Here is a 21,783-nt window from a genome sequence, read left to right as displayed (position 1 = left end):
TGTCTCAGCCGGCGACCAACTCCAGTCGCTGGGAGGGGACGCGCTCGCCGGGCAGGATGATGCCGGCCAGGTTGAGCGGGTCGGCGGCGGCAATGGCGGCGGTGCGGGCATCCGGCGTCAGGCGGCGCTGGGCTTTGAGCGCCTCAACGGCTTGCGGCAGGGCATATTGCTCGCCGGCAAAGCCGGAAACGAAGCGGCCACCACGGATTTCGCCCCGCGCTTCGAGCCGCCGGCAGGCCAACAGAATTTCGTACCAGGGCAGGGCGCTCGCCTCGCGCGCGAGCAGCGCCTTGAAAATAACGCCATAGCGCCGCAGCCAGAGTTGCGCTTGCCGTTCTGCCAAGGCCATGCGCACGGCCTCGTCGGCGAGGTTGGCCGGCTCGGCCGCGAGCAGCGCCCAGCGGCCGAGGGCGTGGCGGGGCATGGCGGCGTGCCTTTCGCCGCTACGGCGCTTCGGGTCGAGAAATGCCCGCAGATTGTCGAAGCCGTCGGCGGTGACGAGGCCCGCCGCCACTAGCTCCCAGAGGGCGTCTTCAATCTGGCTTTTTACCATACCTGGCAGCACCAGATCGGCGAAGAAGCTGGCGCCACGCTGCCGCAGGCGGGCCAGCACGGCGATGGCTTCGGCGCTCAACGCCTCGTCGATTGGTTTCCATCCCGACGCCGCCAGCAGCCAGTCCGCTTCGCTGCGCCGGAAAAATGCCAGCGGCGAGTTGCGCGTCGGCGCGGCGCGTTTGCCCGAGCTGGCCGAGAGCCGGGCCCATGTGAACGCGCCAGACAAACAAAGCTGATCGAGCAGTTCCGGAGCATAGTCGGCCACCCGCGCCGGTAACAGGTGCTGCTCCCACGCCTGCGCCGGAGCTTCAAAGCCCTGCAGTTGGTCGAGCACGGCTTCGAGGCCGCGCAAGCCATGCAACCGCGTTCCGGCCTCGAGATGCTGCCAGCGCCGCAGAAAGCGGTAGAAGACGGCTGGCGCGATTGTCTCGACTTCCGCCCGCAGCCGGTGCACCATCCGCCGGTGAATGCGCGCCAGTAGCGCTCTCTCGCACCATCCAAATTCACCGCGGATCACGCGGCCTTGCCCCTCAAGCGCCAGCAGTGCCTGCGCTACAGCCGCCGCCTCGAGTCCCAATCGCTGCGCCAGCGCCGCCTCGCTTACGGGACCCAAAATCTCCATCCAGCCGCCCACGATGCGTTCCATGGCCGCTTCACTCGGCGTCGGCGTGGCGCCGCTGAATTCAACCCCCGGCCAGACCACGCCTGCGGGCCCCGCCGACGCTTCGCCCTGCAGCAGCGGCAGCCGTTCCGCCGCCGCCCAGCCGGCGCCGTGCGCGACGATGCGGCCGTCGATCTGCAGCGCTTCCAGCCACGGGCGCCATTCGGGTAGCACTTCAGAGGATGGCCAGTAAACTGTTGATAACAAAAGATCGTGCAGTTCGTCTACTGACTGCGGCTGCGGCCACGCTTCCGCGCAGACCGCCGCTACCGCCGCCGGATCCAGCACGCCCGGCCCGAGCGGCGCCGCCGCGGCGCGCAGGTTCACCGCACGCGAGCGCCGCTCCTCAAGCGGCGCGTCGTCGAGGAAACCATACGGGCCGACGTTGAGAATTTCCTGCGCCAGCCCCGAGGGCGCCGGTGTATCAACAGCCGAAACCATGATCGCCCCGGACTCGAGTCCACTCAGCACTTCCTGCAATCCCCCGAGGTCCACGAACTCGTGCAGGCAGTCGCGCATCGTCTCCTGCACGTAGGGGTGGTTGGGGATCTCCAGATCTTCGCCGCCGTGGTTGTCCTGGCAGCCTACTTGCATCGGAAACGCCGCCGCCAGCAAATCTTCCGAGCGCATGCGCTGAAGCTGCGGCGCGAGCTTCCGCCCGCCGCTGAAGCGCAGCAGCGCCAGCGCGCGTCCTACCACCCAGCGCCAGCGCGTCTGGAAAATCGGCGCCTGCAGGATGGCTTGCTCCAGAATCGCCTCGACGCCCTCAGCGCGCAGGAAGTGAAAGATGGTTTCGAGCGGAAAGCTGTGCTGCTCCGAGAGCGCCAGCGTCAGGCCGTTCTCGCTGGCCGACGCCTGCAGCTCAAAATCAAAGCCTCGGCAGAAGCGCTTTCGCAGCGCCATGCCCCAGGCTTTGTTGATGGCCGAGCCGAACGGCGCGTGAATCACGAGCTGCATTCCGCCGCCATCGTCGAAGAAACGTTCCGCCACGAGATGGCGCTGTGAAGGAATCACGCCCAGCGCTGCCCGGCTTTCGTTCAGGTACGTCACGACCTGCCGCGCTGCATCGGCCGAAAGCCCGCACTCGGTCGCCAGCCATTCCGGCTCATGCGAACCGATTTCTTCGCGCAGCTCTGCCAGCACCGCCGAAAGCTCGCGCGTGCGCCCCGGCGCTTCGCCCAGCCAGAAGGGAACGGTCGGCGGCGCGCCATGCGCATCTTCCACGCGCACGCGCCCGGTCTCGATGCCGCGCACTTTCCAGGAGTGCGTGCCCAGCAGAATAATGTCGCCGGCGTTGCTCTCGACGGCGAAATCCTCATCGAGCGAGCCGATGGGCAGGTTTTCCGGCTCGGCTTGCACCACATAGCTCGCCGTCTCAGCGATGGCGCCGCCGCAGGTGATTGCCGCGAGGCGCGCCCCGCGGCGGGGCCGCAGCCGGTGATGGACACCGTCGCGGTGCAGAAATGCTCCGCGCCGCCCGCGCCGGCTGCTGATGCCTTCGCTCAGCAATTCCACCAGCGCGTCGAATTCCTCGCGCGGCAGTTCCCGGTACGGCCACGCCTGCCTCGCCATCGCAAACAGATCGTCTTCGGACCAACCCTCCGGGCGCTCGCACGCAGCCACCGCGGCGACCATTTGCTGTGCCAGAATGTCGCGCGGCCAGTCGGGCACATGCAGCGTATCGAGCGCGCCCGTGCGCAAGCCCCGCACCAGTGCCGCGCATTCGATCAGATCGTCGCGGGTCAGCGCAAAGAACCGTCCTTTCGGAATTGCGCCTTTCCAATGACCCGCGCGGCCGACGCGCTGCCAGGCCGCAGCAAGCTGCCGTGTTGAACCAAGCTGGCAGACCAGATCGACCGAGCCGATATCCAGCCCCAGCTCCAGCGACGCCGTGGCGACCATCATCTGCAAGGCGCCGGCTTTGAAGCGTTCTTCGGCCCGCAGCCGGATCGCGCGTGACAGGCTGCCATGGTGCGCCGCCACGTGGTCTTCGCCCAGCCGCTCGCGCATGCGGTGCGCCACGCGCTCGGCCATGCGCCGCGTGGGCACAAAGACCAGTGTCGAGCGATGCTCGCGCGCCAGCGCCGCCAGCCGCTCGTAGCGCTCTTCCCATTCCTCATTGGTGGCGATCGGTCCGAGCGGTGCGGCGGGCGTTTCGACCGCCAGGTCCAGCCGCCGCCGGTCGGCGACCTGCACCAGTTTGGGCAGCGCACGCGCGCCCACCAAAAAATGCGCCACGGTTTCCAGCGGCTTGACCGTGGCCGAGAGGCCGATGCGTTGCAGCGGTGCGCCCGCCAGTTCGTCCAGCCGCTCCAGGCTCAGTGCCAGATGCGCCCCGCGCTTGTTGGCGGCGAGCGCGTGGATCTCATCCACGATGACGGTGCGCGCGGTCCTGAGAATCCCGCGTCCACCGCGCGACGTGAGCAGAATATAGAGCGACTCGGGGGTGGTCACCAGAATGTGCGGCGGCCGCCGCAGCATGGCGTTGCGCTCGCCCGGCAGCGTATCGCCCGTCCGCACCGCGACCCGGATGCGCGGTAGCAGCACGCCCGACGCCATCGCCTGCTCGCTGATCTCCGCCAGCGGCAGCTCCAGGTTCTTATGAACATCGTTTGCCAGCGCTTTAAGCGGCGAGACATAGACGATCTCCGTCGCCTCGCCCAGCGTCCCGTCCGCCGCCTGACGGATCAGGCCATCGATGGCAATCAGAAACGCCGCCAGCGTCTTGCCCGAGCCGGTCGGCGCAGCGATTAGCGTGTCGTGCCCAGCGGCGATGTGGGGCCACCCCAGCGCCTGCGGCTCCGACGGCTCACCAAACCGCCCCGTAAACCACCCCGCCACCGCCGCATGCAGCCCCACCGTCATGCCCCGATGCTAACACAAAGAAAAAGCGAAGCAGGAGGGGGTGGTGAAATGGCGTCAGGTCCGAGGTCGCGGTCCGGCTGCACGGGAGTCATTGTCCGGCAAGCGTCGCCCGGTAAACCTTATCGTCCCCGGCGCACACGCATTACGATCCAGGGCGGGGCCGAGCGCGCCTCGGGCGGAATGAAACGCGGCTGGGCAGCGGCGTTGAACGCGTTGCCGAGGCGCATGCTGAAGGGCATGGCGTTGCGCCGGTCGAGGATCACCAGTGCATCCGCAGGTGGCTGCGCGGGCCAGGGGGCCAGCCGGGCGCCGAGCACAAATTCGGCGCCATAGAGCCGCGCCCGGTTCAGGTTCGCGGTGTAAACGGGAAGGGAACCGCAGGCCTCCGGCAGCGCCGTGCCGCACTGGGCCTCCAGTGAGCGGCCCAGCGGTTCGCCGCTCAGCCCGACGTCAATGCGCTGGCTCAGCGGCGGTCGCGTCAGCGCCAACACGCCGGCGGCCACAAGAATGCACGCCGCAGCAACGTAGGCCGCCCCGCGCCGCCGCACTGCGAAGAACAGCATCACCAGAATGCAGATCGCCGCCAGCAGAATCGTGCCCGGATTGCGCTCCAGCACCGCCGTGAACGGCAGCCGCAGCTTGCTGGTCTCGAGAAACCACGGCGTCAGCGCCACCGCTGCTGGTACCACGCCCGCCAAAAAGGCGCTGATTACCAGCGGCCAGCGCGGCAGCCGCGCCCAGCGGTCCTCGGCGCACACCGCGAGCAAGGCCACCGCCGCCGGAACGGCCGGCAAAATATAGCCCGGCAGCTTCGAGGCTGAAAACGAGAAGAACACGATGGGCGCCAGCAGCCAGCAGAGCAGATAAGCGTGCAGCGGTTCACGATACTTTTTCCAGCCCGCCGTGAGCGGCAGGCCGAACCAACCCGTCCAGGGAAAAACCGCCAGCAGAATTACCGGCACATAGAACCAGAACGGTTGCGGATGCCGGTAAACATTCGTCGCCATCCGTTCCAGGTTCTGCTGTACGAAAAAACTATGGAAGAAGCCGTGATTGTGCAGTTCGGCCAGCACGTACCAGGGGGCAGCGACAACCAAATACAGAACCACCGCTGACGGCCGAAACAACCGCGGCCACAATTGCCAGCGTCCGGTCAGCGCGGCAAATCCCACCAGCGCCAGCGCGCCCAGTACCAGCGCCACCGGCCCCTTGGCGAGCGTGGCCAGCGCCATAGCCACGGCGGCGCAGTTGAGCCACAGCGGCCGGGCGGTTTCTCCCTCGCGCAGCCAAAGATATAGCGCCATCATCCCCAGTGCAAACGGCGCGGTCAGCGTCATGTCCGTGGTTGCCGCACGCCCGAAGGCAAACACAAACACGCTGCTCAGGCCGATCAAGGCCCCGAGCATGCCGGCGTGCGCGCTGCGCTCGCGCCGCAACCAGAAAAAAAGCCCCAGCAGCATCGCCGCTGCCAGCAGTGCGTTGGGCAGCCGCGAACTGGCCGCGCTGGCCACACGATGCGAGCCGTCGCTGAGCGCTGCCAACCAGTAATACAGCACCGGCTTTTCCAGCCACGGCCGCCCCCACAGGTGGGGTGTAATCCAGTCGCCCGTCCGCGCCATGGCGGCGGCGATGGCCGCATAGCGTGGTTCGTCCGGTCCCAGCAGCCCGAAGCTGCCGAGGCCCGCGAGCAGTGTCGCCCAGCCCAGCACGCAGACGCCGATGCCAATGCCCCAGCGCCATGCCGGGCTCTCGCGCCGGGTCTTCAGTACAGGGCAGTTTGGCCCGGCGGGCGGGTTTTCCATCGGCGGTGAATCCAAAGCCACTGTTCAGGATAACGGCGAATCCAGCGTTCCAGCACGGCGTTGAAGATTGCGGTGTGCGCCACCACATCGGCATCCTCATCGCCGCTGACCGGCAGCTCGATCGCCGGCTCGAAATACAGTACATACCGCTGCTGATCTTTTTCCCACACCGCAAACCCGGGTACCACGGCCGCACCCGTGCGCAGCGCGATTTTCGCCGGCCCCGCCGCCGTGCAGGCCGGCACGCCGAAGAACGGTACGAACACGCCCTGCGGCGGCGAGGAGTTCTGGTCCAGCAGCACGCCCACGGTTTGATTCGCCTGCATCGCCTGCAGCAGTCCGCGCGCAAAGTCCCGCTTGCTGATAGGCAAATTGCCGTGCAGCCCGCGGTAGCGGTTCACCAGAGCGTCCAGCGGCCGGTTGTCGAGCGGCCGGATGATGAAGCGCATGGGATACCCGGCGAGCGAATGCCCGAAGCTCGCCAGCTCCCACGCTCCCAAATGTGCGGTCAGCACCAGTACGCCTTTGCCCCGCGCCTGCGCCTCTAAATAATGTTCGAGGCCCACCGTCGGCATCAGCGCCGCCAAATCTTCGCGCCGGTCGCGCGGAAAGAGGCAAAACTCCGCCATCTGCCGCCCCAGATGCTGGTAAAGCTCGCGCAAGATCCGCTCTCGCTCCGCCTGCGCCAGCTCCGGAAGCGCCAGCTCCAGATTCCGTCGCCCCACGCGAATCAGCCGCCGGTGCAAATAGTAGAACGCGGTGGTAATCCCGCCGCCCAGCCGACGCGCCACCGGCCGTGGCAGGCTGCCCATGGCCGCCAGCGCCGCCCGCACCGGCAGGAATTCGATCTGATCTCGTATCCCCAAGTTGATCGCAGTACCCTGACCTCTGGCCCCTGCCCCTGGCCCCCGTCTAGCTTACAATGTGGGGTATGAGGATTCCTGTTGCTGCGCTCGCAATTATTCTGGGCCTAGGCCTTGCCGCGGCCGTCCAGCAACCTGCCGCCGCGCAGGCCATGAAGGGTATGAACATGCAGGCGCCCGTCACGCACGAGGCCGGCGTGCCGGCGTTTCACAAGACGCTGCCCAAGTCCGCCGTCAAGACGCTGCCGCAGACTCTGAATCCCGAGCAGTTCAGCGATCCGCGCGTGCGCGCGGCCTACGCCATGGCCGCCAAGGTCCGGGCGGTGCTCTATCAGGAACCCTGCTACTGCCATTGCGACAAGGAAATCGGCCACACCAGCCTGCTCTCCTGCTACGCCGGAACGCATGCCTCCATCTGCGAGACCTGCCTGATGGAAGGCGTCTACACTTACCAGCAGACCAAGAAGGGCAAATCCCCCGCGCAGATTCGCGCAGCGATTGAGCGCGGCGCCTGGAAGTCGGTCAACCTCAACGACCTCCTGCTCGCCCACCAGGTCTACTGAAGTTCACCCTGCTCCCGGGCCCATGGGTTGACGACGGTCACTCCGAGATCGTGGAAATCACTGCCATTTCGGGTCACAATTGACATGCCGTGTACCAACGCAGTGGCTGCAATAAGCGCATCTCGATCCGGCTTTGGGTTGGGTATGTGGAGTCGGGCACAGCGGTATGCGACGGCTTGATCGACCGGCAACGTGCGCCGTGCAAATTCCGGCAAAACGCGGTTCTCCAGCCAGCCACGCAGAATCGCCGCTTGTATTGCGTCGTTCCGGGCGAGTCGAAGGATTCCGACCTCTATTTCCATCAGTGTGATCACGGAGATATAAAGATCGGTTGCCGGTACGCGCGACTGCCAGAGGGCAACGTTCGGGTTAACCCTGGGCGTGTTGATTTTCCGCAGCTCGGAAACAACGTTCGTGTCGAGCAGCAGCATTAGTCAAGTTCGGGAAACTTCGGCAGACCGCGGGGGCGTTCAATATCGAGCTCGATATCGGCCACCTCTGGCATTGACAAAGCCTGGCCGATGCTCCGCTTGTGGCCACTGAGCCGACGGTATTCCTCCGCCGTCAAGAGCACATGCGCCGGCTTCCCTCGGTCGGTAATGAACACCGGCCCGTGCTTGGCCGCACGCTTCGCCCGCGACACGTCCTGATTAAATTCGCGGCTCGTGATGGTCGTGATGCTCATGTAGGTAAGTTACTACATTCAGTGGCTAAGGAGATTTTAGGCCTGGCGCGCCGGGTCGAGTAGTTGCCGCAGCCGCGCCGGGGGCATAAGTTTTCCCTCGATGGCCAAATCGAGCACGGTGCGGCGCTCGCGCAATGCCCTCTGCACCAGCTCGGCCGTCCGCCGGTAGCCTACGTACGGCGTCAGGGCCGTCGCCAGTGAGAGCGTCGCTTCCGCATAGGCGCGGCAGCGGGCCGCGTCAGCGCGGATGCCGCGCACGCAATAGCGGGTGAACTGTTCCAGCGCGGTTTTCAAAATCGCCGCCGATTGCAGGCTGGCATAGGCCATCGCCGGCATCATGACGTTCAGCTCAAGCTGGCCCGCCTGCACCGCCAGCGCGGTCGCCGTATCATTGCCCACCACCTGGAACGCCACCATGGTCAGCATTTCCGGCATTACCGGATTGATCTTGCCGGGCATGATCGAGCTGCCCGGCTGCAGGGCTGGCAGCTCAATTTCATGCAATCCCGTCAATGGCCCGCTCGACAGTAAGCGCAGGTCATTGCAAATGCGGATCAGCTCCAGCGCAAGATTGTGCATGGCCGCCGAGGCGACAGCAACCGGCAATTGGCTCTGCATGGCCGCGCACAAATCCGGAGCTTGCCGCCACTTGTGGCCGGTGCGCTGCCGCAGCAGCCGCAGGGCAAGTGCCGTAGCGCGTGGCGAGGTGTTGAGACCCGTTCCTGCCGCGCTGCCGCCCAGGCCCAGCTCCAGCAAACCGTCAGCGGCGTGCGCCAGCTCACCGTCGCAGTTTTCCAACGCGGTCGCATAGGCGCCAAACTCCTGCCCCAGCCGGATCGGCACCGCGTCCTGCAAATGCGTGCGCCCCGACTTGACGATGTCGGCAAACTCTTTTGCTTTCTGCCGAAACGCCGCCGCGCAAGCCGCCAGCGCTGGCATCAGGGCGTCCAGCTCGAAGCGCAGCGCCATGCGCATTGCCGTGGGGAAGGTGTCGTTGGTCGATTGGCCCAGATTCACGTGATCGTTCGGATGTACGCGATCGTAGCTGCCGCGCGCGCGTCCGAGCAGCTCCTGCGCCCGGTTGGCGATCACCTCGTTCACGTTCATGTGGAACGACACGCCCGCGCCGGCTTGAAACACATCGACAGGGAACTGCGCGTCCAGCTTGTGCTCCGCCACTTCACGCGCCGCGCGCTGGATCGCCTGCGCGCTGCGCCGGGGAATGCGGCCGAACTCGGCATTGGCGCCCGCCATGGCCCACTTCAGCCATCCGTAGGCGGCGATCAGTGCCGGCGCCGCATGCTGGCCACTGATGGGATAATTTTCGATTGCGCGTTGGGTCTGTGCGCCGTACAGAGCCGTGTTGGGTACGCGAACATCGCCGAGAGAATCATGTTCACTACGAAACCCGGCTTTCTTTGCCGCTTTAGCCATTTTTCTTCATGGTAGACTGTTTTCGAGAGGTGGGATAACCATGGTCACGCTTACACCCAAGGCAGTAGAAAAGGTCAAGGAAATCCTCGGTCAGCAGGATCCGGTTCCGGGGGGCTTGCGCATGGCCGTCGTAGGCGGCGGTTGCAGCGGCTTCAGCTACTCGATGCAGTTTGACGACGGCACCGCCCAGGACCGCACATTCGAATACAGCGACCTCAAGGTCTTCGTCGATCCCATGAGCCTGATGTACCTGGACGGCTGCGAAATCGACTACCTCGAGACCCTCGAAGGCAGCGGCTTCAAGTTTAACAACCCGAACGTGAAGCACACCTGCGGTTGCGGTTCGTCCTTCCAGGTGTAGAAGTTTTCAGTTCTCAGTCGTCAGTTCTCAGTCGGGCCGTAGCGCGTGTGCGGTACTGACTGAAGACTGAAAACCCCGACTAGTTCCATCGTGCCCGCACCCGCTTCAGCGCCCGCTGCGCGGGCACATACTGCGCATTGCTGAGCAGGGACTTCTCGTACAGCTCTTGCGCTTTCGTCAGCATGTGCTTGCGCTCATATACGCGCCCCAGATTGAAGAGCGGAAAGCACGGGCTTTCATAGCGCCGCGCCCGCGCAGCCTTCTCCAGCCACGGGATCGCCTCATCCAGCTTGCCCTGCTCGATCAGGTAGGCGCCGATGTCGTTGTAGGGGTTACCGAATTCAGGATCCAGTTCAATCGCGCGCAGGCATTCCTGAATCGCCTGCGAGTATTCCCCCTGAAACGAGTAGGCCCAGCCGCGAAACGTATACGCTTCCGCCGTGGGCCAGAGGGCGATGGACTCACCGTACAGGCGCACGGCATCGCTCAGATCCCCTTGCATCTGCGCTTTGTAGCCAAGTGAAAACAGCTCCTGCGCCCGCTGCCGCCGTTCCGTCATCGAAGACCCCATTATGAGCAGCCACCGAAGACCCCGCCAAGCGCCCTTTCAGCTACGCCTCAACCTAGGCAACCCACCGCAGACCCGCTGATCCGCAGACCCGCCGATCCGCGAACCCGCAGTAAACTAGGGAGAATGAAAATCGCTCTGGCCCAGCTCAACCCCACCGTCGGGGCGCTGGAGGCTAACCACAACCGCATCATTGAGATGGCGCGTCAAGCCGAAGCCCGTGGCGCCACTCTCGTGGTCTTCCCCGAAATGGCCATTTGCGGCTACCCGGCGCGGGACCTGGTCGAGAAACCCGAATTTGTTGCCGAGTCGCAACAGTGGTTGCGCCGGGCCTCCGCAGCCGTGCCCGGCGTTACGCTCCTGTGCGGCTGTGCCACGCCCGCGCCGGCCAATACCGGCAAGAGCGTGCTCAATAGCGCGCTGGTGCTGGAGAACGGCGAGATCGTCTTTCAGCAGTCAAAAATGTTACTGCCGACCTACGACGTCTTCGACGAGTCCCGCAACTTTGCCGCCGCGCAGCAGCAGAAAATCTGGCGCTGGCGCGGGCAGCGCATCGCCATCACCATCTGCGAAGACGCCTGGAACGACAAGAACTATTGGCCGCAGCGCCGCGAGCGGCGCCTGTACGAACGCGATCCCGTGGAAGAGCTAATGCGCGGCGGCGCCGATTTCCTCATCAACATTTCTGCTTCGCCTTACTCTACGGGCAAAGTCGCGCTGCGCCAGGAAATGCTGGGCGCCATCGCGCGCGAATATAGCGTGCCCGTACTGCTGGCCAATCAGGTCGGCGGTAATGATCAGTTGATCTTTGATGGATCCTCCATGGTGCTGGGTCCGGATGGCACCCTGCGTGCCCGCGCGGCTTGCTTCCAGGAAGACCTGCTGGTGGTGGAAGCCGCGGACTGGCGCGGGGAGATTCGCCCGGCGCCGGACAATGAAACCACGGCCATTGCCGAGGCGTTGGTCCTGGGCACTCGCGATTACGTGCGCAAGTGTGGCTTCGAGCGCGTGCTGCTCGGCCTCAGCGGCGGCGTCGACTCCGCCCTTACCGCTGCGATCGCCGTTCAAGCTCTGGGCGCAAACCATGTCCGCGCCGTCTATCTGCCCAGCCGCTATTCCAGCCAGTCGAGCGCTGACGATGCCGCCGCGGTGGCGCGCAACCTCGGCATCGAGCTGCAAACCCTATCCATCGAGCCGCTGTTTGCCGCCGCGGAAGCAAGCTGGCGCGAACAATTGCAGGCGGCCGCACCCCACGCCGCCGACCTGGCCCTGCAGAACATTCAGTCGCGCCTGCGTTGCGTGGCGCTGATGGCGATTTCCAATCTGACCGGAGCCCTCCTGCTTTGTACCGGCAACAAGTCCGAGCTGGCAATGGGCTACTGCACCCTCTACGGCGATATGGCCGGTGGGCTGGCGGTGCTCGCCGATGTGCTCAAGACCCAGGTCTACAACCTGGCGCGCTACTGGAACCGGGAGCGCGAGGTCATTCCGGAATCGGTGTTGCGCAAGCCGCCCACCGCCGAGCTCAAGTCCAACCAGCGCGATCAGGACGACCTGCCGCCGTATGAGCTGCTCGACACCGTCATCCGTCTCTACGTGGAAGACTACGGCAACCCAGACGCCATCGCCCAGCAATTGCGGGTTGCGCCCGAACTGGTGCGGGCCCTGATCCGCCGCCTCGATCAAAGCGAATACAAGCGCCAGCAAGCTGCCCCCGGCCTGAAGCTGTCGCGGAAAGCCTTCGGCATGGGCCGGCGTTGGCCGATTGCGCAGAGGTATGAACCGCCGCGCGTGCCCGGCGGCTGCCTGCCCACGGACTTGGTGGCCTCACTGGTGGGAAGCCAATGAGCACCTTAGGCACAGACAGGCGCAGCGCCGGCTTGGGGCCCCGGGCTCCTAAGCTGGCGCGAGCACAAGCGGGACGCGCGGCGCAGCCGCGCAGGGGCCCGCGCCAAGAAAAGCCCCGGCGTTGGCCGATTGCGCAGAGGTATGAACCGCCGCGCGTGCCCGGCGGCTGCCTGCCCACGGACTTGGTGGCCTCACTGGTGGGATCCTTATGAAACGTGCTCTTTTCCTTGCTTTTATCTGCGTCTTCGGCTTCGCCATGCTGCTCGTGGCCCAACACGCCCGCCGCGACAGCGGCCCTCTGACCAATGCGCAGATCAAGGCGCGCGTGCACGCCTTCCTGGAGCGCAGCCTCGGCTGGCAGAAACTGGACAAACTGGAAGTCACCTCGATCTCCGGTCCCGATGCCAGCGGCCTGCGCACGGTCATCGTCCTGCTCGCCAAAGGTGATCAGCACAAAGAGGCCAAATATCTGATCACCCCGGATGGCAAGGAAATCATCGAGGGTCAGGCGGATCTCCTCAGTGGTGACCCCTGGGCCCCGAATCGCGCCAAGCTCGAATTACGCGGAGCTCCGGCCAGCGGCAGCGTCAACGCTCCGGTGACCATTGTCGAGTTCAGCGACCTGGAGTGCCCGTTCTGTAAGGAGGAGGCCAGCACGTTGGACCGATTGATGAACGTGGATCCCGGCAAAGCGCGCGTCATCTTCAAGTTCTTCCCCTTGACCACCATCCATCCCTGGTCGATGCAGGCTGCCGAAGCCGGCGAATGTGTGGCCCAGCAAGGCTCGGCCGGCTTCTGGAATTTTGAGCGGGCTGTGTTTGCCGCCCAGGACAAGATCACGCCCGCCATCGCCAAAGCGCGCCTGCGTGATTTTGCCTCTGAAGCCGGCGCCAAGCTGCCGCAGTACGACGCCTGCTTGCTGCGGCCATCCACGCATGCCGCGGTCGAGGCTTCGATTGCCGAAGGCAAACGCCTCGGCGTCGAGAGCACGCCTACGCTGTTTGTGAACGGCCGGCCCATTCCGGGCGCCATCCCCGAGCAGCAGATGCAGATGCTGGTCGATCACGAGGCCAGCTACCACGTGACCCACAAAGTCGCTGCCGATGGCCCTCTCGGCAGTGAGATCAAAGGCCAGCAGTGCGGCACGTGCACACCACTGCCGCCATTGCCGAAGTCGTACAAACCGGCGCAATCCAAGCCGAAATCCACGACCTGTTGTGCCCGGCCCTGATCCCCGCCTACCTCCCGGCTTTGCCGCCACCGTGCGGCAGGTCGCCAGCTACGTCGGCTTGGCGCTGACCCTGCCCGCCGCGGCGCTGGTGGGCTACGGCATTGGCTACGTCCTCGATCGCCAATTCGCCACCACGCCCGTCTTCACGATCATCTTTGTCATCCTCGGCTTCGCTGCCGGAATGATTGAAGTGTTGCGGACCATCGCGCGGGATTAGAGCAAATCCAGACCTGCTATAGCCCGGCGCCCCGGATCGTTTGCGGTTTCGACGCCAGGAGAAGCCGCACGCACTTCGACCGAGCGTGCTACACCAAGTCTGGTCTTGCTCCTAGCTGGCCAGCGCCGCCCGGATATGCGCGGTGTGATGGCGCGAGTGCCAGGCATACTGCGCCAGCAGATGGTCGAGCGGCATCAGGCCCCATTCCGGATGCCGTACCGCGCGCTGAAAGCTCGCCTCCGGCAGCGCGCGCAGCAGCGCGACCCAGCGCTGATGCAATCCGTCCAGCAGCACCAGGGAGATGTCCACGGGGGCATTGTAGTCCGGCATCTTCGCCCAAACCGCTTCATCGTAGGTCTTGACGGTGGGCGTATCTTCGGCAAGGCAAAACTTGGTGCGGATATAAGCGTTCAGGTGGCTGTCGGCCAGATGATGCACAAGCTGCCGCACGGTCCAGCCCTCCGGCCGATAGCGCCGCTCCAGGGCAGCCGCATCGAGCGGTTCTATCAGCGCGCGCAGTTCGCCTGGCAGCGCCGCCAGCGTCGCAATACGGTCGGCGCGTTCGGCAACGGTGCAGGTTTTCGGCCGCTCGAATCGGCCAACCGGATAACGAGGATCGGCGCTCATGCTACCTCCCTTGCTTGCGCAAATAATCCACCACTTCGTGCGCCACTTCGCGGGCGCGCTCCGGCTGATCGGGTGCAAACGAGATCGCGCCAACGCGCGCATGCCCGCCGCCACCGTAGCGCTCGCACAGCTCCGCCAGGTTCACCAGGTTATCGCCGCTGTGCCAGGGGTTCGATCCCACCGACACCTTCATCCGGTACTGGCTGCGGCTGACGCCGATGCTGTAGATTCCCTCCGGGCAAAAATAATAGGGGATGAACTTGTTGTAACCTTCCATGTCCAGATCGCTAAGGTCGAAGGCGATCACTCCATCCCGGCAGTCCAGCCGCTGCTGGATGATCTCCATCGATTGCCAGTGCCGTTCCAGCAGCGGCGCGAGCTCGCGTTTCACGTAGTCACGTTCCAGCAGCTCGGGCAGGGAAGCAACCAGATAGTCGGGAATCAACCGCCGCAGCAGCTCCGGGTTGGTCGAACCTTCGATCACCAGCGCCAGCTGCAGCGCCGGCTCTTTCAGTTGCACAGCTGCCTCGGCGCTCGGAAACTTGGCCCGATCGATGATATCGGCCCAGTGAATCAGCTCCGCCAGCGGCGCGGGATCAAAGCCGAAGTGCTTTTTGCCGATATCGGCAATGAATTGGGTGCAGGAACCATAGGCGGGATCGTAGAATTTCTGTCCGGACTTGTCCTTGCGGAAGTGTTCCGCGTCCTCTGGGCTGAGAAACGCGCTCTGGTGGTGATCGAACCACCACGTAACGCGCGGATCGGCGCTGTACTTGAAATCCACGATGGCATTGTCATCTCCGCTAAACTCGGCACCCTCAAACAAGCCGGTAGCTTTATGCGTCAGCCCGTAATACGAGAACGCTGCGTCCCCTCGCGCGTGCCGGTATAGAGCGGTAAATACCGCTGCCGAAGCTGAGCCGTCAAAACAATGATTGTGGAAAAAAACACGAACTTGCGCCAATCGAATTCCCTTCAAGCCAAAGACCCATTAGGATGCGGTCCTATGGCGCATTTGTCAAGGTGGCAGCGCTCCGCCGCCACTTTCCTTCCGGTAGGTAAGCTCGCATATTCGTAAAATTAAAGTAGGCATAAATATTATGAATTTTGAACTGACTGAAGAGCAGCGCGATCTGCAGCATACCGTCCGCTCGTTTGCCGAACGCGAAATCGCGCCGCATGTGATGGAATGGGACGAAAAGCAGGCTTGGCCGGGTGAAGTACTCACCGAGCTTGGCAAAATGGGCCTGCTTGGCATTCTCGTGCCGGCCGAACTGGGGGGCAGCGGCATGGGCTACATCGAGTATGCGATCGCGGTCTCCGAACTGGCGCGCGTCGATGGCAGCATTGGCCTGATCGTCGCCGCCCACAATTCGCTCTGCACCAACCACATCCTACAATTCGGCAACGACGCGCAGAAGAAGAAGTTCCTGCCGAAGCTGGCGACCGGCGAATGGATCGGCTGCTGGAGCCTGACCGAGCCGCAGGCGGGTTCGGATGCCGGGGGCACGCGCACTACCGCGGTGCACAACGCCAGCGGCTGGGTTCTGAATGGCGCCAAAACCTTCACCACCAACGGCAACCACGCGCAGGTCTGCGTCGCCATGGCGGTCAGCGGCAAAGCCCAGGGCAAGCACGGCATTTCTGCCTTTATCATCGAACGCGGCACGCCCGGCTTCCGCCCCGGCAAAAAAGAAAACAAGCTCGGCATGCGCGCCAGCGACACCAGCGAAATGGTGTTCGAAGACTGCCATGTTCCTGCGGCGGCGTTGCTCGGTAACGAAGGCGAAGGCTTCATCGACGCCCTGCACGTGCTCGATGGCGGCCGCATCAGCATCGCCGCGCTGGGTTGGGGCATGGCGCAGGGCGCTTACGAAGCCGCGCGCCGCTACGCGCTCGAGCGCAAGCAGTTCGGCAAAGCCATTGCCGAATTCCAGGGCATTCAATGGAAACTGGCTGATCTCGCTACCGAAATCGAGGCTGCCCGGCTGCTTACCCTGAGCGCCGCCTGGCAAAAGGATCAGGGCGCAACCGTCACCCAGGCTTCCGCCATGGCCAAGCTCTTTGCCGGCGAGACCGCGGTGAAGGCCGCCAGCGAGTGCGTGCAGATTCACGGCGGCTATGGCTTCATCAAGGATTATCCCGCCGAGAAGTTCTACCGCGATGCCAAGCTGTGTACCATTGGGGAAGGCACCAGCGAGATTCAGCGCCTCGTGATTGCCCGCGAACTTCTCCGTAATGGACTTCACTAAGCAACTGAAATCAGGCGGTCCGCGCTGGCTGGCCCGCGCCATCACCAGTGTCGTCGAGCACGGTCCTGAAGCCGAGGATCTGCTGCGTGCCGCGCTTACCGCGGGCGGCCATGCGCGCGTCATCGGCCTTACCGGCGCGCCGGGTTCCGGCAAATCGACGCTCGCCGACGCGCTCGCCCGAGCCTATCGTGCCGCCGGAGAAACCCTCGGCATCATCGCCGTCGATCCCACCAGCCCCTTCAGCGGCGGCGCCATTCTGGGCGATCGCATCCGCATGCAGGCGCATCACGGCGACCCGGGCATCTTCATTCGCAGCCTGGCGACGCGTGGTGCCCTGGGCGGACTGGCTGCCGCCGCCAGCGATGTCGTTGCCTTGCTCGATGCTTCCGGCAAAGACCGGATTCTGGTCGAAACCGTCGGTGTCGGTCAGGATGAAGTCGATATCATCAAACTCGCCGACATCACCGTCGTCGTGCTGGTGCCCGGCATGGGCGATGCGGTGCAGACGCTCAAAGCCGGCATCATGGAGATCGCCGACATCTTCGTCATCAACAAAGCCGACCGCGGCCCCGAGCGGCTGGAGCAGGAAATCCGCTCTATGCTGGCGCTCGCCGTACAAACCGGTAGCGCCGGGAAAGACGCCTGGCGCCCACCCGTCGTCCGCACGGTCGCCACCGAAGGCACCGGCATCGCGGATTTGCAAGCCGCCATCGCCCAGCGCCTCGCCTGGATGGACGCCCATGGCGGCCTCGATCATTTCCGGGCGCTGCAGTGGGCCGAACGCCTCCGCCAATTCGCCCGCGAACGCCTCGCCGACAAACTGCTCACGCCGCTGCTCAGCCCCACCCGCCTCAATGTCCTCGCCGACTCCATCGCCCGCCACAAAACTGACCCCTACACCGCCGTCGACTCCCTCATCGCCGAAGCCCTCCATCGTTGATTGCGACAGCTTGGAGACGCAATCAGCGAGCGCGGCCGCCCATCGCCGAGAGCGAAGCGAGGCCACCAGCCGAGGGTGAGTGATCCACGCATGCCCGGAAGCCTGAATCGCGCTGCCGACATTTCCGGCTCTCACCGGTACGAAACCAAGCCACGATTGCGGCCTTTCATCGCGTCGTCGCGTGCCGATTCGGGTCGCTAAAACGCCCTCAAGGGTGGTTTTTAAACTTGCCAGCTCGTGCCAGGATCATATGCCATGCCCGCAAAGGCTGCCTTCCCATCGCTAGCCTACAGGCTCGATCTGCGAAAGTTAGAATCGCTGCCGTTTACGCCGCCGCCTTTAAGGGGCCACGAGAAAGGGTGGCAGCCGGTAGGCGGCTGGCCGGCGACCCTCGGCGAGGCGTTTGACTGTCTGCGAAGGTTCTCCGGCCTCGACGACCCGCATGCATACTTCGGAACCGTGCTGGCTGCTGGACGCCTCGATTGCATCGAGAGCGATGTCGTAATGCCCAATGGAACACTCCCCGTCGGCCGTGATACCTTCGGCAACGCCCTCCTGCTGGAGTTAGTGAGACTTTTCAAGCACGACGCCTACCCATTTGCTGCGACATGGTTTTATTTCGGTCGGGACAGGTTCTGCTCCGAGGGCTGCCCCGATGCGGATCTGTACCAGTTCTTCCTGGCCGGCGGCGATACGATCTTCTCCAGTATCGGCACCATCTTTGCCAGTAAAGGATTCGATCCGTCCGTCTTCGTGCCAGCCGAGCGCTGGTCGCTTGTCGACCCCGAGGATTGCGGGTCGCCATCCGTCGAGCCAGACGATTCCGCTTACACCCAATGGGTTTACGGGCATTTTTACCGCTCAACCTTTGTGGGACAGCAGGTCGTGCTGAGCCAGAGAGGCCCGCTCTACTACTACCCTGAGGGTTATGATCTTCGCTGGTCATTAGAGGCCAAATCGGCCTCCTTGAGGCTGCTGGACCAGGGTCCGCTGCTCACCAATCTCCTTCTGCTTGCAATTCTCATAGCAGTCACTTTCAGTCTTCATTTTTAGCAACGAAATCGTGCCCCCCTCGCCATCCCGGCTGGCGATTGGGTGAGCGTCTCCGCCAGTGCCAACGAACGTCTTGCCGACTCCATCGCCCGCCACGAAACCGACCCCTACACCGCCCTCGATTCCCTCATCGCCGAAGCCCTGGACAAGTGATCGGCCCGCCTCAGGGACGCCTGCCCGAGCGCACCCGCCCCGGTTCAATTACTGTGAAGGCGCCTCGAAGTTGCTCTCCGAGCCTCACTACCGCTTCCAGGAACACTGCACTTAGGCGGCTTCTTGCGCCGGCAGGAAAGCGGATCAGGACTACGCCCTCGTTCGGCTGCCGGCGCGAGAAGACGATTTCTCCGAAGTCACGGTCTTCTGTTAGCAACACCCGCTTTTCATCGGCGGCATGCGCCAGTACCTGCTCGTCCGATGCGCCGGGCGAGAATTCGGAGACGGCTGTAACATCCTGACCCGCCGCCCGGAGCGCGAATATGAGCGGTGCTGGACAGCTTTCATCTGCCAGAAAACGCATCTCACGAGGCGTCGCTGTTGCGCGCCTCGACCGTAAGCATTAGCACCGTTTCGTGGGCAACGCTGGCAGCACCATAGGCCATGGCGGCACGGACGTTCTTTTCGGTGAGCTGAGGGTAATCGGCCAGCAAATCCTCGATCGACGCTCCTTCGGCAAGTTTACGCAACAACAGCTCGACCGTAATTCGCGTACCCCGAATCACAGGTTTGCCCAACATAACCGCCGGATTCGTCTCGATTTCAGGCTCATCCATGGCTGCTGCCAGCTCTCGCCGCGTGCGGCGGCGCCTCACCTGAAACCACTATAATCCCTTTACGAACGTCGAGGCGACCGTCGAGTTCCTACTGGCGGAGGCGGCCAAATTCGATGACTCCGCCAGCCAGCGGCGAACTGACGCGGCCTTAGGCCGCCTGGCAGAGCAGCAGCGCCAGATCGATGCCACGCTGAACGCCTTCATCCACATCGTCGAGCGCCGCTTCGCGGACAGTCGGCCCTCGTAGGGGCGGCCCTGCCTGCTATTCTGTTGAGTGCGCGTGAGACCCGCTCTCGACCATTTCGGCATTGCTGTGCGCGACCTGGAGGCTGCCTGCGAGCGCTGGGGCTTGGTGGGCCTGGCGGCCGAGGGCAGGGAAGAGGTCCCGCACGAAAAGGTCCGCGTGGCGATGCTGCCGCTCGCTTCCGGCCGCATCGAGCTGCTGCAGGCGACTGCGCCCGACTCAGCCATCGCCAGTTTTATTGAAAAGCGCGGCGAGGGACTGCATCATGTCGCCCTGCAGGTTCCGGATTTGCCCGCAGCCGTAGAGCGGCTCAAGCGGGCTGGGGCACGGCTGGTGAACGAAACGATTCAGACCGGCGCGGGCGGTCACAAGTACGTGTTTGTGCACCCATCGAGCACCGGCGGCGTGTTATTGGAGTTGATTGAGGCACATGCATGAATGAGAAGGCCCCCATCGGGATCATTGGCGGCAGCGGCTTGTATAACATGCCGGGTCTGACTTCAATAGAAGAGCGGCAGATCGAAACCCCGTTCGGTACGCCCTCGGACACCATCATCCTGGGCTTGCTCGATGGCATTCCGGTAGCATTTTTGGCGCGCCATGGCCGAGGCCACCGCTACTGTCCCTCGGATGTCCCCTACCGTGCCAACATCTTCGCCCTGAAAACGCTCGGCGTCGAGCAGATCATCTCGCTCTCTGCTGTCGGTTCCTTGAAGCAGGCCCATGCGCCGCTGCAGTTCGTTCTGCCGGATCAGTTCATCGACCGCACCAAGCGGCGCGCCGACACCTTCTTTTGCGATGGCCTGGTCGCTCACGTCAGCTTCGCCGATCCCACCTGCGCACGCCTGCGCCAGGCCTTGGCCGGAGCCTGCGCGCAAGCCCGCGTCGAAGTCCATGCTGGCGGCGTCTACGTCAACATGGAGGGCCCCGCCTTTTCCACTCGCGCCGAGTCGAACCTGTACCGCTCCTGGGGCGCCGACATCATCGGCATGACCAACCTTACCGAGGCCAAGCTCGCCCGTGAAGCTGAAATCTGCTACGCCACCGTCGCCATGGTCACCGACTATGATTGCTGGCACGACGGCCACGATGCCGTGACCGTTACCGAAATTGTCGCCAATCTCCAGCGTAATGCCGCCAACGCCGTTGCCGTCGTCCGCGCCGTCGTCCAGCAGCTTCAGGGCGCGGAGCGCACCTGCTCCTGTGGAGCGTCCTTGCGCCATGCCCTCATCACCGATCCCAAATTCGTCTCTGCGGCCACGCGCTCGCGCCTGGCGCCGCTGATAGGAAAATACCTTGCCTGATTCCCGCTCTCTGCTTGTGGTTGGCACCCTCGCCTTCGATGACATCACTACACCCCACGGCCGTGCGCCGCGCGTGCTCGGCGGTTCGTGTACCTACTGCGCGCTGGCCGCCTCCTACTTCACCCCAGTGCGCGTGGTCGGCGTCGTGGGTGAGGATTTCACCGCGGAGCACCAGGCTGTGCTCACCCGCCGCGGCATTGATACCGCGGGCATCGAGCATGCGCCGGGCAAATCGTTCTTTTGGGCGGGCGAATACGAAGCCAATCCCAACAACCGCCATACGCTCCGAACCGAGCTGAACGTCCTCGAGCATTTCCAGCCCAAGCTGCCTGCCGCCTATCTCGACTCCAGCACCCTGTTCCTGGGCAATGTCGCTCCCGACTTGCAATGTCAGGTGCGCGACCAGCTTGGTGCGCGCGTCGGCTTCGTCGGCGGCGACACCATGAATTACTGGATCACCGGTCAGCCCGAAGCCGTCAAGCGCCTGCTCAGCCGCCTGCACTTGCTGGTGATCAACGACTCCGAAGCGCATCTCCTCACCGGCGAGCATAACCTCTACCGCGCGGCACGGGCCATCCTGCAACAGGGACCGGGTGCGGTGGTCATCAAGCGTGGCGAACACGGCGCCACCCTCTACAGCTTCAGCCAATATTTCGGTGTTCCTGCGTACCCATTGGACGACATCTGCGACCCCACCGGTGCCGGCGACGCTTTTGCTGGTGGCATGCTCGGCTATCTCACCCGTCAAAACAAAATGGACGATATGACCCTCCGCCGCGCCGTCGTCTATGGTTCGGTGATGGGCAGCTTCGCCTGTGAGACCTTTGGCCCCGATCGGCTGGCCGCGCTAAGCTCGGAAGAGATTGAAGCCCGCTATCAGGAATTCATCGACGCCACTCGTTTCGACGGTGAAGCCGCCAGCGCCCGCTGAACTCAGCCC

The 21,783-nt window shown here is 64.2% G+C and carries 22 protein-coding genes; 11 read left to right on the top strand and 11 right to left on the bottom strand.

The features are described from left to right. Window positions 1-4: 4 nt before the first annotated feature. The 3 genes from EPN33_10395 to EPN33_10385 form a co-directional block, all read right to left on the bottom strand. The gene (locus tag EPN33_10395) at window positions 5-4,081 is read right to left on the bottom strand and encodes a DEAD/DEAH box helicase (protein TAN22053.1); all 4,077 of its coding nucleotides are present in this window, start codon (window positions 4,079-4,081) and stop codon (window positions 5-7) included. A 119-nt stretch (window positions 4,082-4,200) separates the two neighbouring features. After that, on the bottom strand, window positions 4,201-5,898 hold the full coding sequence (locus EPN33_10390; protein TAN22052.1) for a glycosyltransferase family 39 protein: 1,698 nt from the start codon (window positions 5,896-5,898) through the stop codon (window positions 4,201-4,203). After that, window positions 5,844-6,695, bottom strand: a complete 852-nt coding sequence (locus EPN33_10385; protein TAN22167.1) for a lipid A biosynthesis acyltransferase — start codon at window positions 6,693-6,695, stop codon at window positions 5,844-5,846. Before EPN33_10385 ends, EPN33_10390 begins: the two co-directional genes overlap by 55 nt. A 203-nt stretch (window positions 6,696-6,898) precedes the next feature. Here EPN33_10385 and EPN33_10380 point away from each other — a divergent pair, with 203 nt between their 5' ends. After that, window positions 6,899-7,309 carry a hypothetical protein gene (locus EPN33_10380; GenBank protein TAN22166.1) on the top strand — a complete coding sequence of 137 codons (411 nt, stop codon included), beginning with the start codon at window positions 6,899-6,901 and terminating at the stop codon, window positions 7,307-7,309. Here EPN33_10380 and EPN33_10375 read toward each other — a convergent pair. Genes EPN33_10375 through EPN33_10365 form a run of 3 tightly spaced genes read right to left on the bottom strand, consistent with a single transcriptional unit; the run spans window position 7,303 to window position 9,428 of the window. Next, the gene (locus EPN33_10375; GenBank protein ID TAN22051.1) at window positions 7,303-7,740 is read right to left on the bottom strand and encodes a type II toxin-antitoxin system VapC family toxin; all 438 of its coding nucleotides are present in this window, start codon (window positions 7,738-7,740) and stop codon (window positions 7,303-7,305) included. The genes EPN33_10380 and EPN33_10375 overlap by 7 nt on opposite strands. After that, on the bottom strand, window positions 7,740-7,994 hold the full coding sequence (locus EPN33_10370) for a type II toxin-antitoxin system prevent-host-death family antitoxin (protein ID TAN22050.1): 255 nt from the start codon (window positions 7,992-7,994) through the stop codon (window positions 7,740-7,742). Before EPN33_10370 ends, EPN33_10375 begins: the two co-directional genes overlap by 1 nt. 36 nt (window positions 7,995-8,030) lie before the next feature. Then, window positions 8,031-9,428 carry an aspartate ammonia-lyase gene (locus tag EPN33_10365; GenBank protein ID TAN22049.1) on the bottom strand — a complete coding sequence of 466 codons (1,398 nt, stop codon included), beginning with the start codon at window positions 9,426-9,428 and terminating at the stop codon, window positions 8,031-8,033. 40 nt (window positions 9,429-9,468) lie between these two features. Here EPN33_10365 and EPN33_10360 point away from each other — a divergent pair, with 40 nt between their 5' ends. Beyond that, complete coding sequence (locus EPN33_10360; GenBank protein ID TAN22048.1) at window positions 9,469-9,789, top strand: iron-sulfur cluster assembly accessory protein; 321 nt, start codon at window positions 9,469-9,471, stop codon at window positions 9,787-9,789. A gap of 79 nt (window positions 9,790-9,868) precedes the next feature. Here the strand turns inward: EPN33_10360 and EPN33_10355 are convergent, their stop codons facing one another. Then, window positions 9,869-10,348 (bottom strand): tetratricopeptide repeat protein, encoded by a 480-nt coding sequence (locus EPN33_10355; protein ID TAN22047.1) that lies wholly within the window; start codon window positions 10,346-10,348, stop codon window positions 9,869-9,871. A 135-nt stretch (window positions 10,349-10,483) separates the two neighbouring features. Between EPN33_10355 and EPN33_10350 the strand changes: the two genes are divergently transcribed. The 3 genes from EPN33_10350 to EPN33_10340 all read left to right on the top strand — a co-directional run bounded on the left by EPN33_10350 (window position 10,484) and on the right by EPN33_10340 (window position 13,653). Next, the gene (locus EPN33_10350) at window positions 10,484-12,205 is read left to right on the top strand and encodes an NAD+ synthase (protein TAN22046.1); all 1,722 of its coding nucleotides are present in this window, start codon (window positions 10,484-10,486) and stop codon (window positions 12,203-12,205) included. Window positions 12,206-12,413: 208 nt separating this feature from the next. Next, window positions 12,414-13,436, top strand: a complete 1,023-nt coding sequence (locus tag EPN33_10345; GenBank protein TAN22045.1) for a hypothetical protein — start codon at window positions 12,414-12,416, stop codon at window positions 13,434-13,436. Beyond that, a complete protein-coding gene (locus EPN33_10340) occupies window positions 13,309-13,653 on the top strand; it encodes an AtpZ/AtpI family protein (GenBank protein ID TAN22044.1) in 345 nt (114 codons plus the stop codon). The genes EPN33_10345 and EPN33_10340 overlap by 128 nt, the downstream gene beginning before the upstream one ends. Before the next feature lie 111 nt (window positions 13,654-13,764). Here the strand turns inward: EPN33_10340 and EPN33_10335 are convergent, their stop codons facing one another. Together EPN33_10335 and EPN33_10330 are read right to left on the bottom strand one after the other, a co-directional pair. After that, window positions 13,765-14,280: a putative metal-dependent hydrolase gene (locus EPN33_10335; GenBank protein TAN22043.1), complete on the bottom strand. Its 516-nt coding sequence runs from the start codon at window positions 14,278-14,280 to the stop codon at window positions 13,765-13,767. A 1-nt stretch (window position 14,281) separates the two neighbouring features. Further along, window positions 14,282-15,244: a phosphoesterase gene (locus EPN33_10330; GenBank protein ID TAN22042.1), complete on the bottom strand. Its 963-nt coding sequence runs from the start codon at window positions 15,242-15,244 to the stop codon at window positions 14,282-14,284. A gap of 136 nt (window positions 15,245-15,380) precedes the next feature. Here EPN33_10330 and EPN33_10325 point away from each other — a divergent pair, with 136 nt between their 5' ends. The 3 genes from EPN33_10325 (at window position 15,381) to EPN33_10315 (ending at window position 18,525) form a co-directional block, all read left to right on the top strand. Continuing rightward, entirely contained in the window at window positions 15,381-16,532 is a 1,152-nt protein-coding gene (locus EPN33_10325) for an acyl-CoA dehydrogenase (protein TAN22041.1), read from the top strand. Continuing rightward, window positions 16,519-17,472 carry a methylmalonyl Co-A mutase-associated GTPase MeaB gene (meaB, locus tag EPN33_10320; protein TAN22040.1) on the top strand — a complete coding sequence of 318 codons (954 nt, stop codon included), beginning with the start codon at window positions 16,519-16,521 and terminating at the stop codon, window positions 17,470-17,472. The genes EPN33_10325 and meaB overlap by 14 nt, the downstream gene beginning before the upstream one ends. 255 nt (window positions 17,473-17,727) lie before the next feature. Continuing rightward, window positions 17,728-18,525: a hypothetical protein gene (locus EPN33_10315; protein TAN22039.1), complete on the top strand. Its 798-nt coding sequence runs from the start codon at window positions 17,728-17,730 to the stop codon at window positions 18,523-18,525. Window positions 18,526-18,688: 163 nt separating this feature from the next. Here the strand turns inward: EPN33_10315 and EPN33_10310 are convergent, their stop codons facing one another. Both EPN33_10310 and EPN33_10305 read right to left on the bottom strand, forming a co-directional pair. Further along, window positions 18,689-19,042, bottom strand: a complete 354-nt coding sequence (locus EPN33_10310) for a hypothetical protein (GenBank protein ID TAN22038.1) — start codon at window positions 19,040-19,042, stop codon at window positions 18,689-18,691. Between the two features lies 1 nt (window position 19,043). Beyond that, a complete protein-coding gene (locus EPN33_10305; GenBank protein ID TAN22037.1) occupies window positions 19,044-19,295 on the bottom strand; it encodes a DUF433 domain-containing protein in 252 nt (83 codons plus the stop codon). 280 nt (window positions 19,296-19,575) lie between these two features. Between EPN33_10305 and mce the strand changes: the two genes are divergently transcribed. The 3 genes from mce to EPN33_10290 are packed head-to-tail and all read left to right on the top strand — an operon-like array spanning window position 19,576 to window position 21,774. Next, complete coding sequence (gene mce / locus EPN33_10300; GenBank protein TAN22036.1) at window positions 19,576-19,977, top strand: methylmalonyl-CoA epimerase; 402 nt, start codon at window positions 19,576-19,578, stop codon at window positions 19,975-19,977. Further along, a complete protein-coding gene (gene mtnP / locus EPN33_10295; protein TAN22035.1) occupies window positions 19,974-20,843 on the top strand; it encodes an S-methyl-5'-thioadenosine phosphorylase in 870 nt (289 codons plus the stop codon). The genes mce and mtnP overlap by 4 nt, the downstream gene beginning before the upstream one ends. After that, on the top strand, window positions 20,836-21,774 hold the full coding sequence (locus tag EPN33_10290; protein ID TAN22034.1) for a sugar kinase: 939 nt from the start codon (window positions 20,836-20,838) through the stop codon (window positions 21,772-21,774). The genes mtnP and EPN33_10290 overlap by 8 nt, the downstream gene beginning before the upstream one ends. Window positions 21,775-21,783: the final 9 nt, after the last annotated feature.

Source organism: Acidobacteriota bacterium (genome assembly GCA_004299485.1).
Taxonomy (GTDB): Bacteria; Acidobacteriota; Terriglobia; order Terriglobales; family SCQP01; genus SCQP01.
Note: the sequence above shows the minus strand (reverse complement) of the source record. Positions and strands in the feature narration are given on the sequence as shown.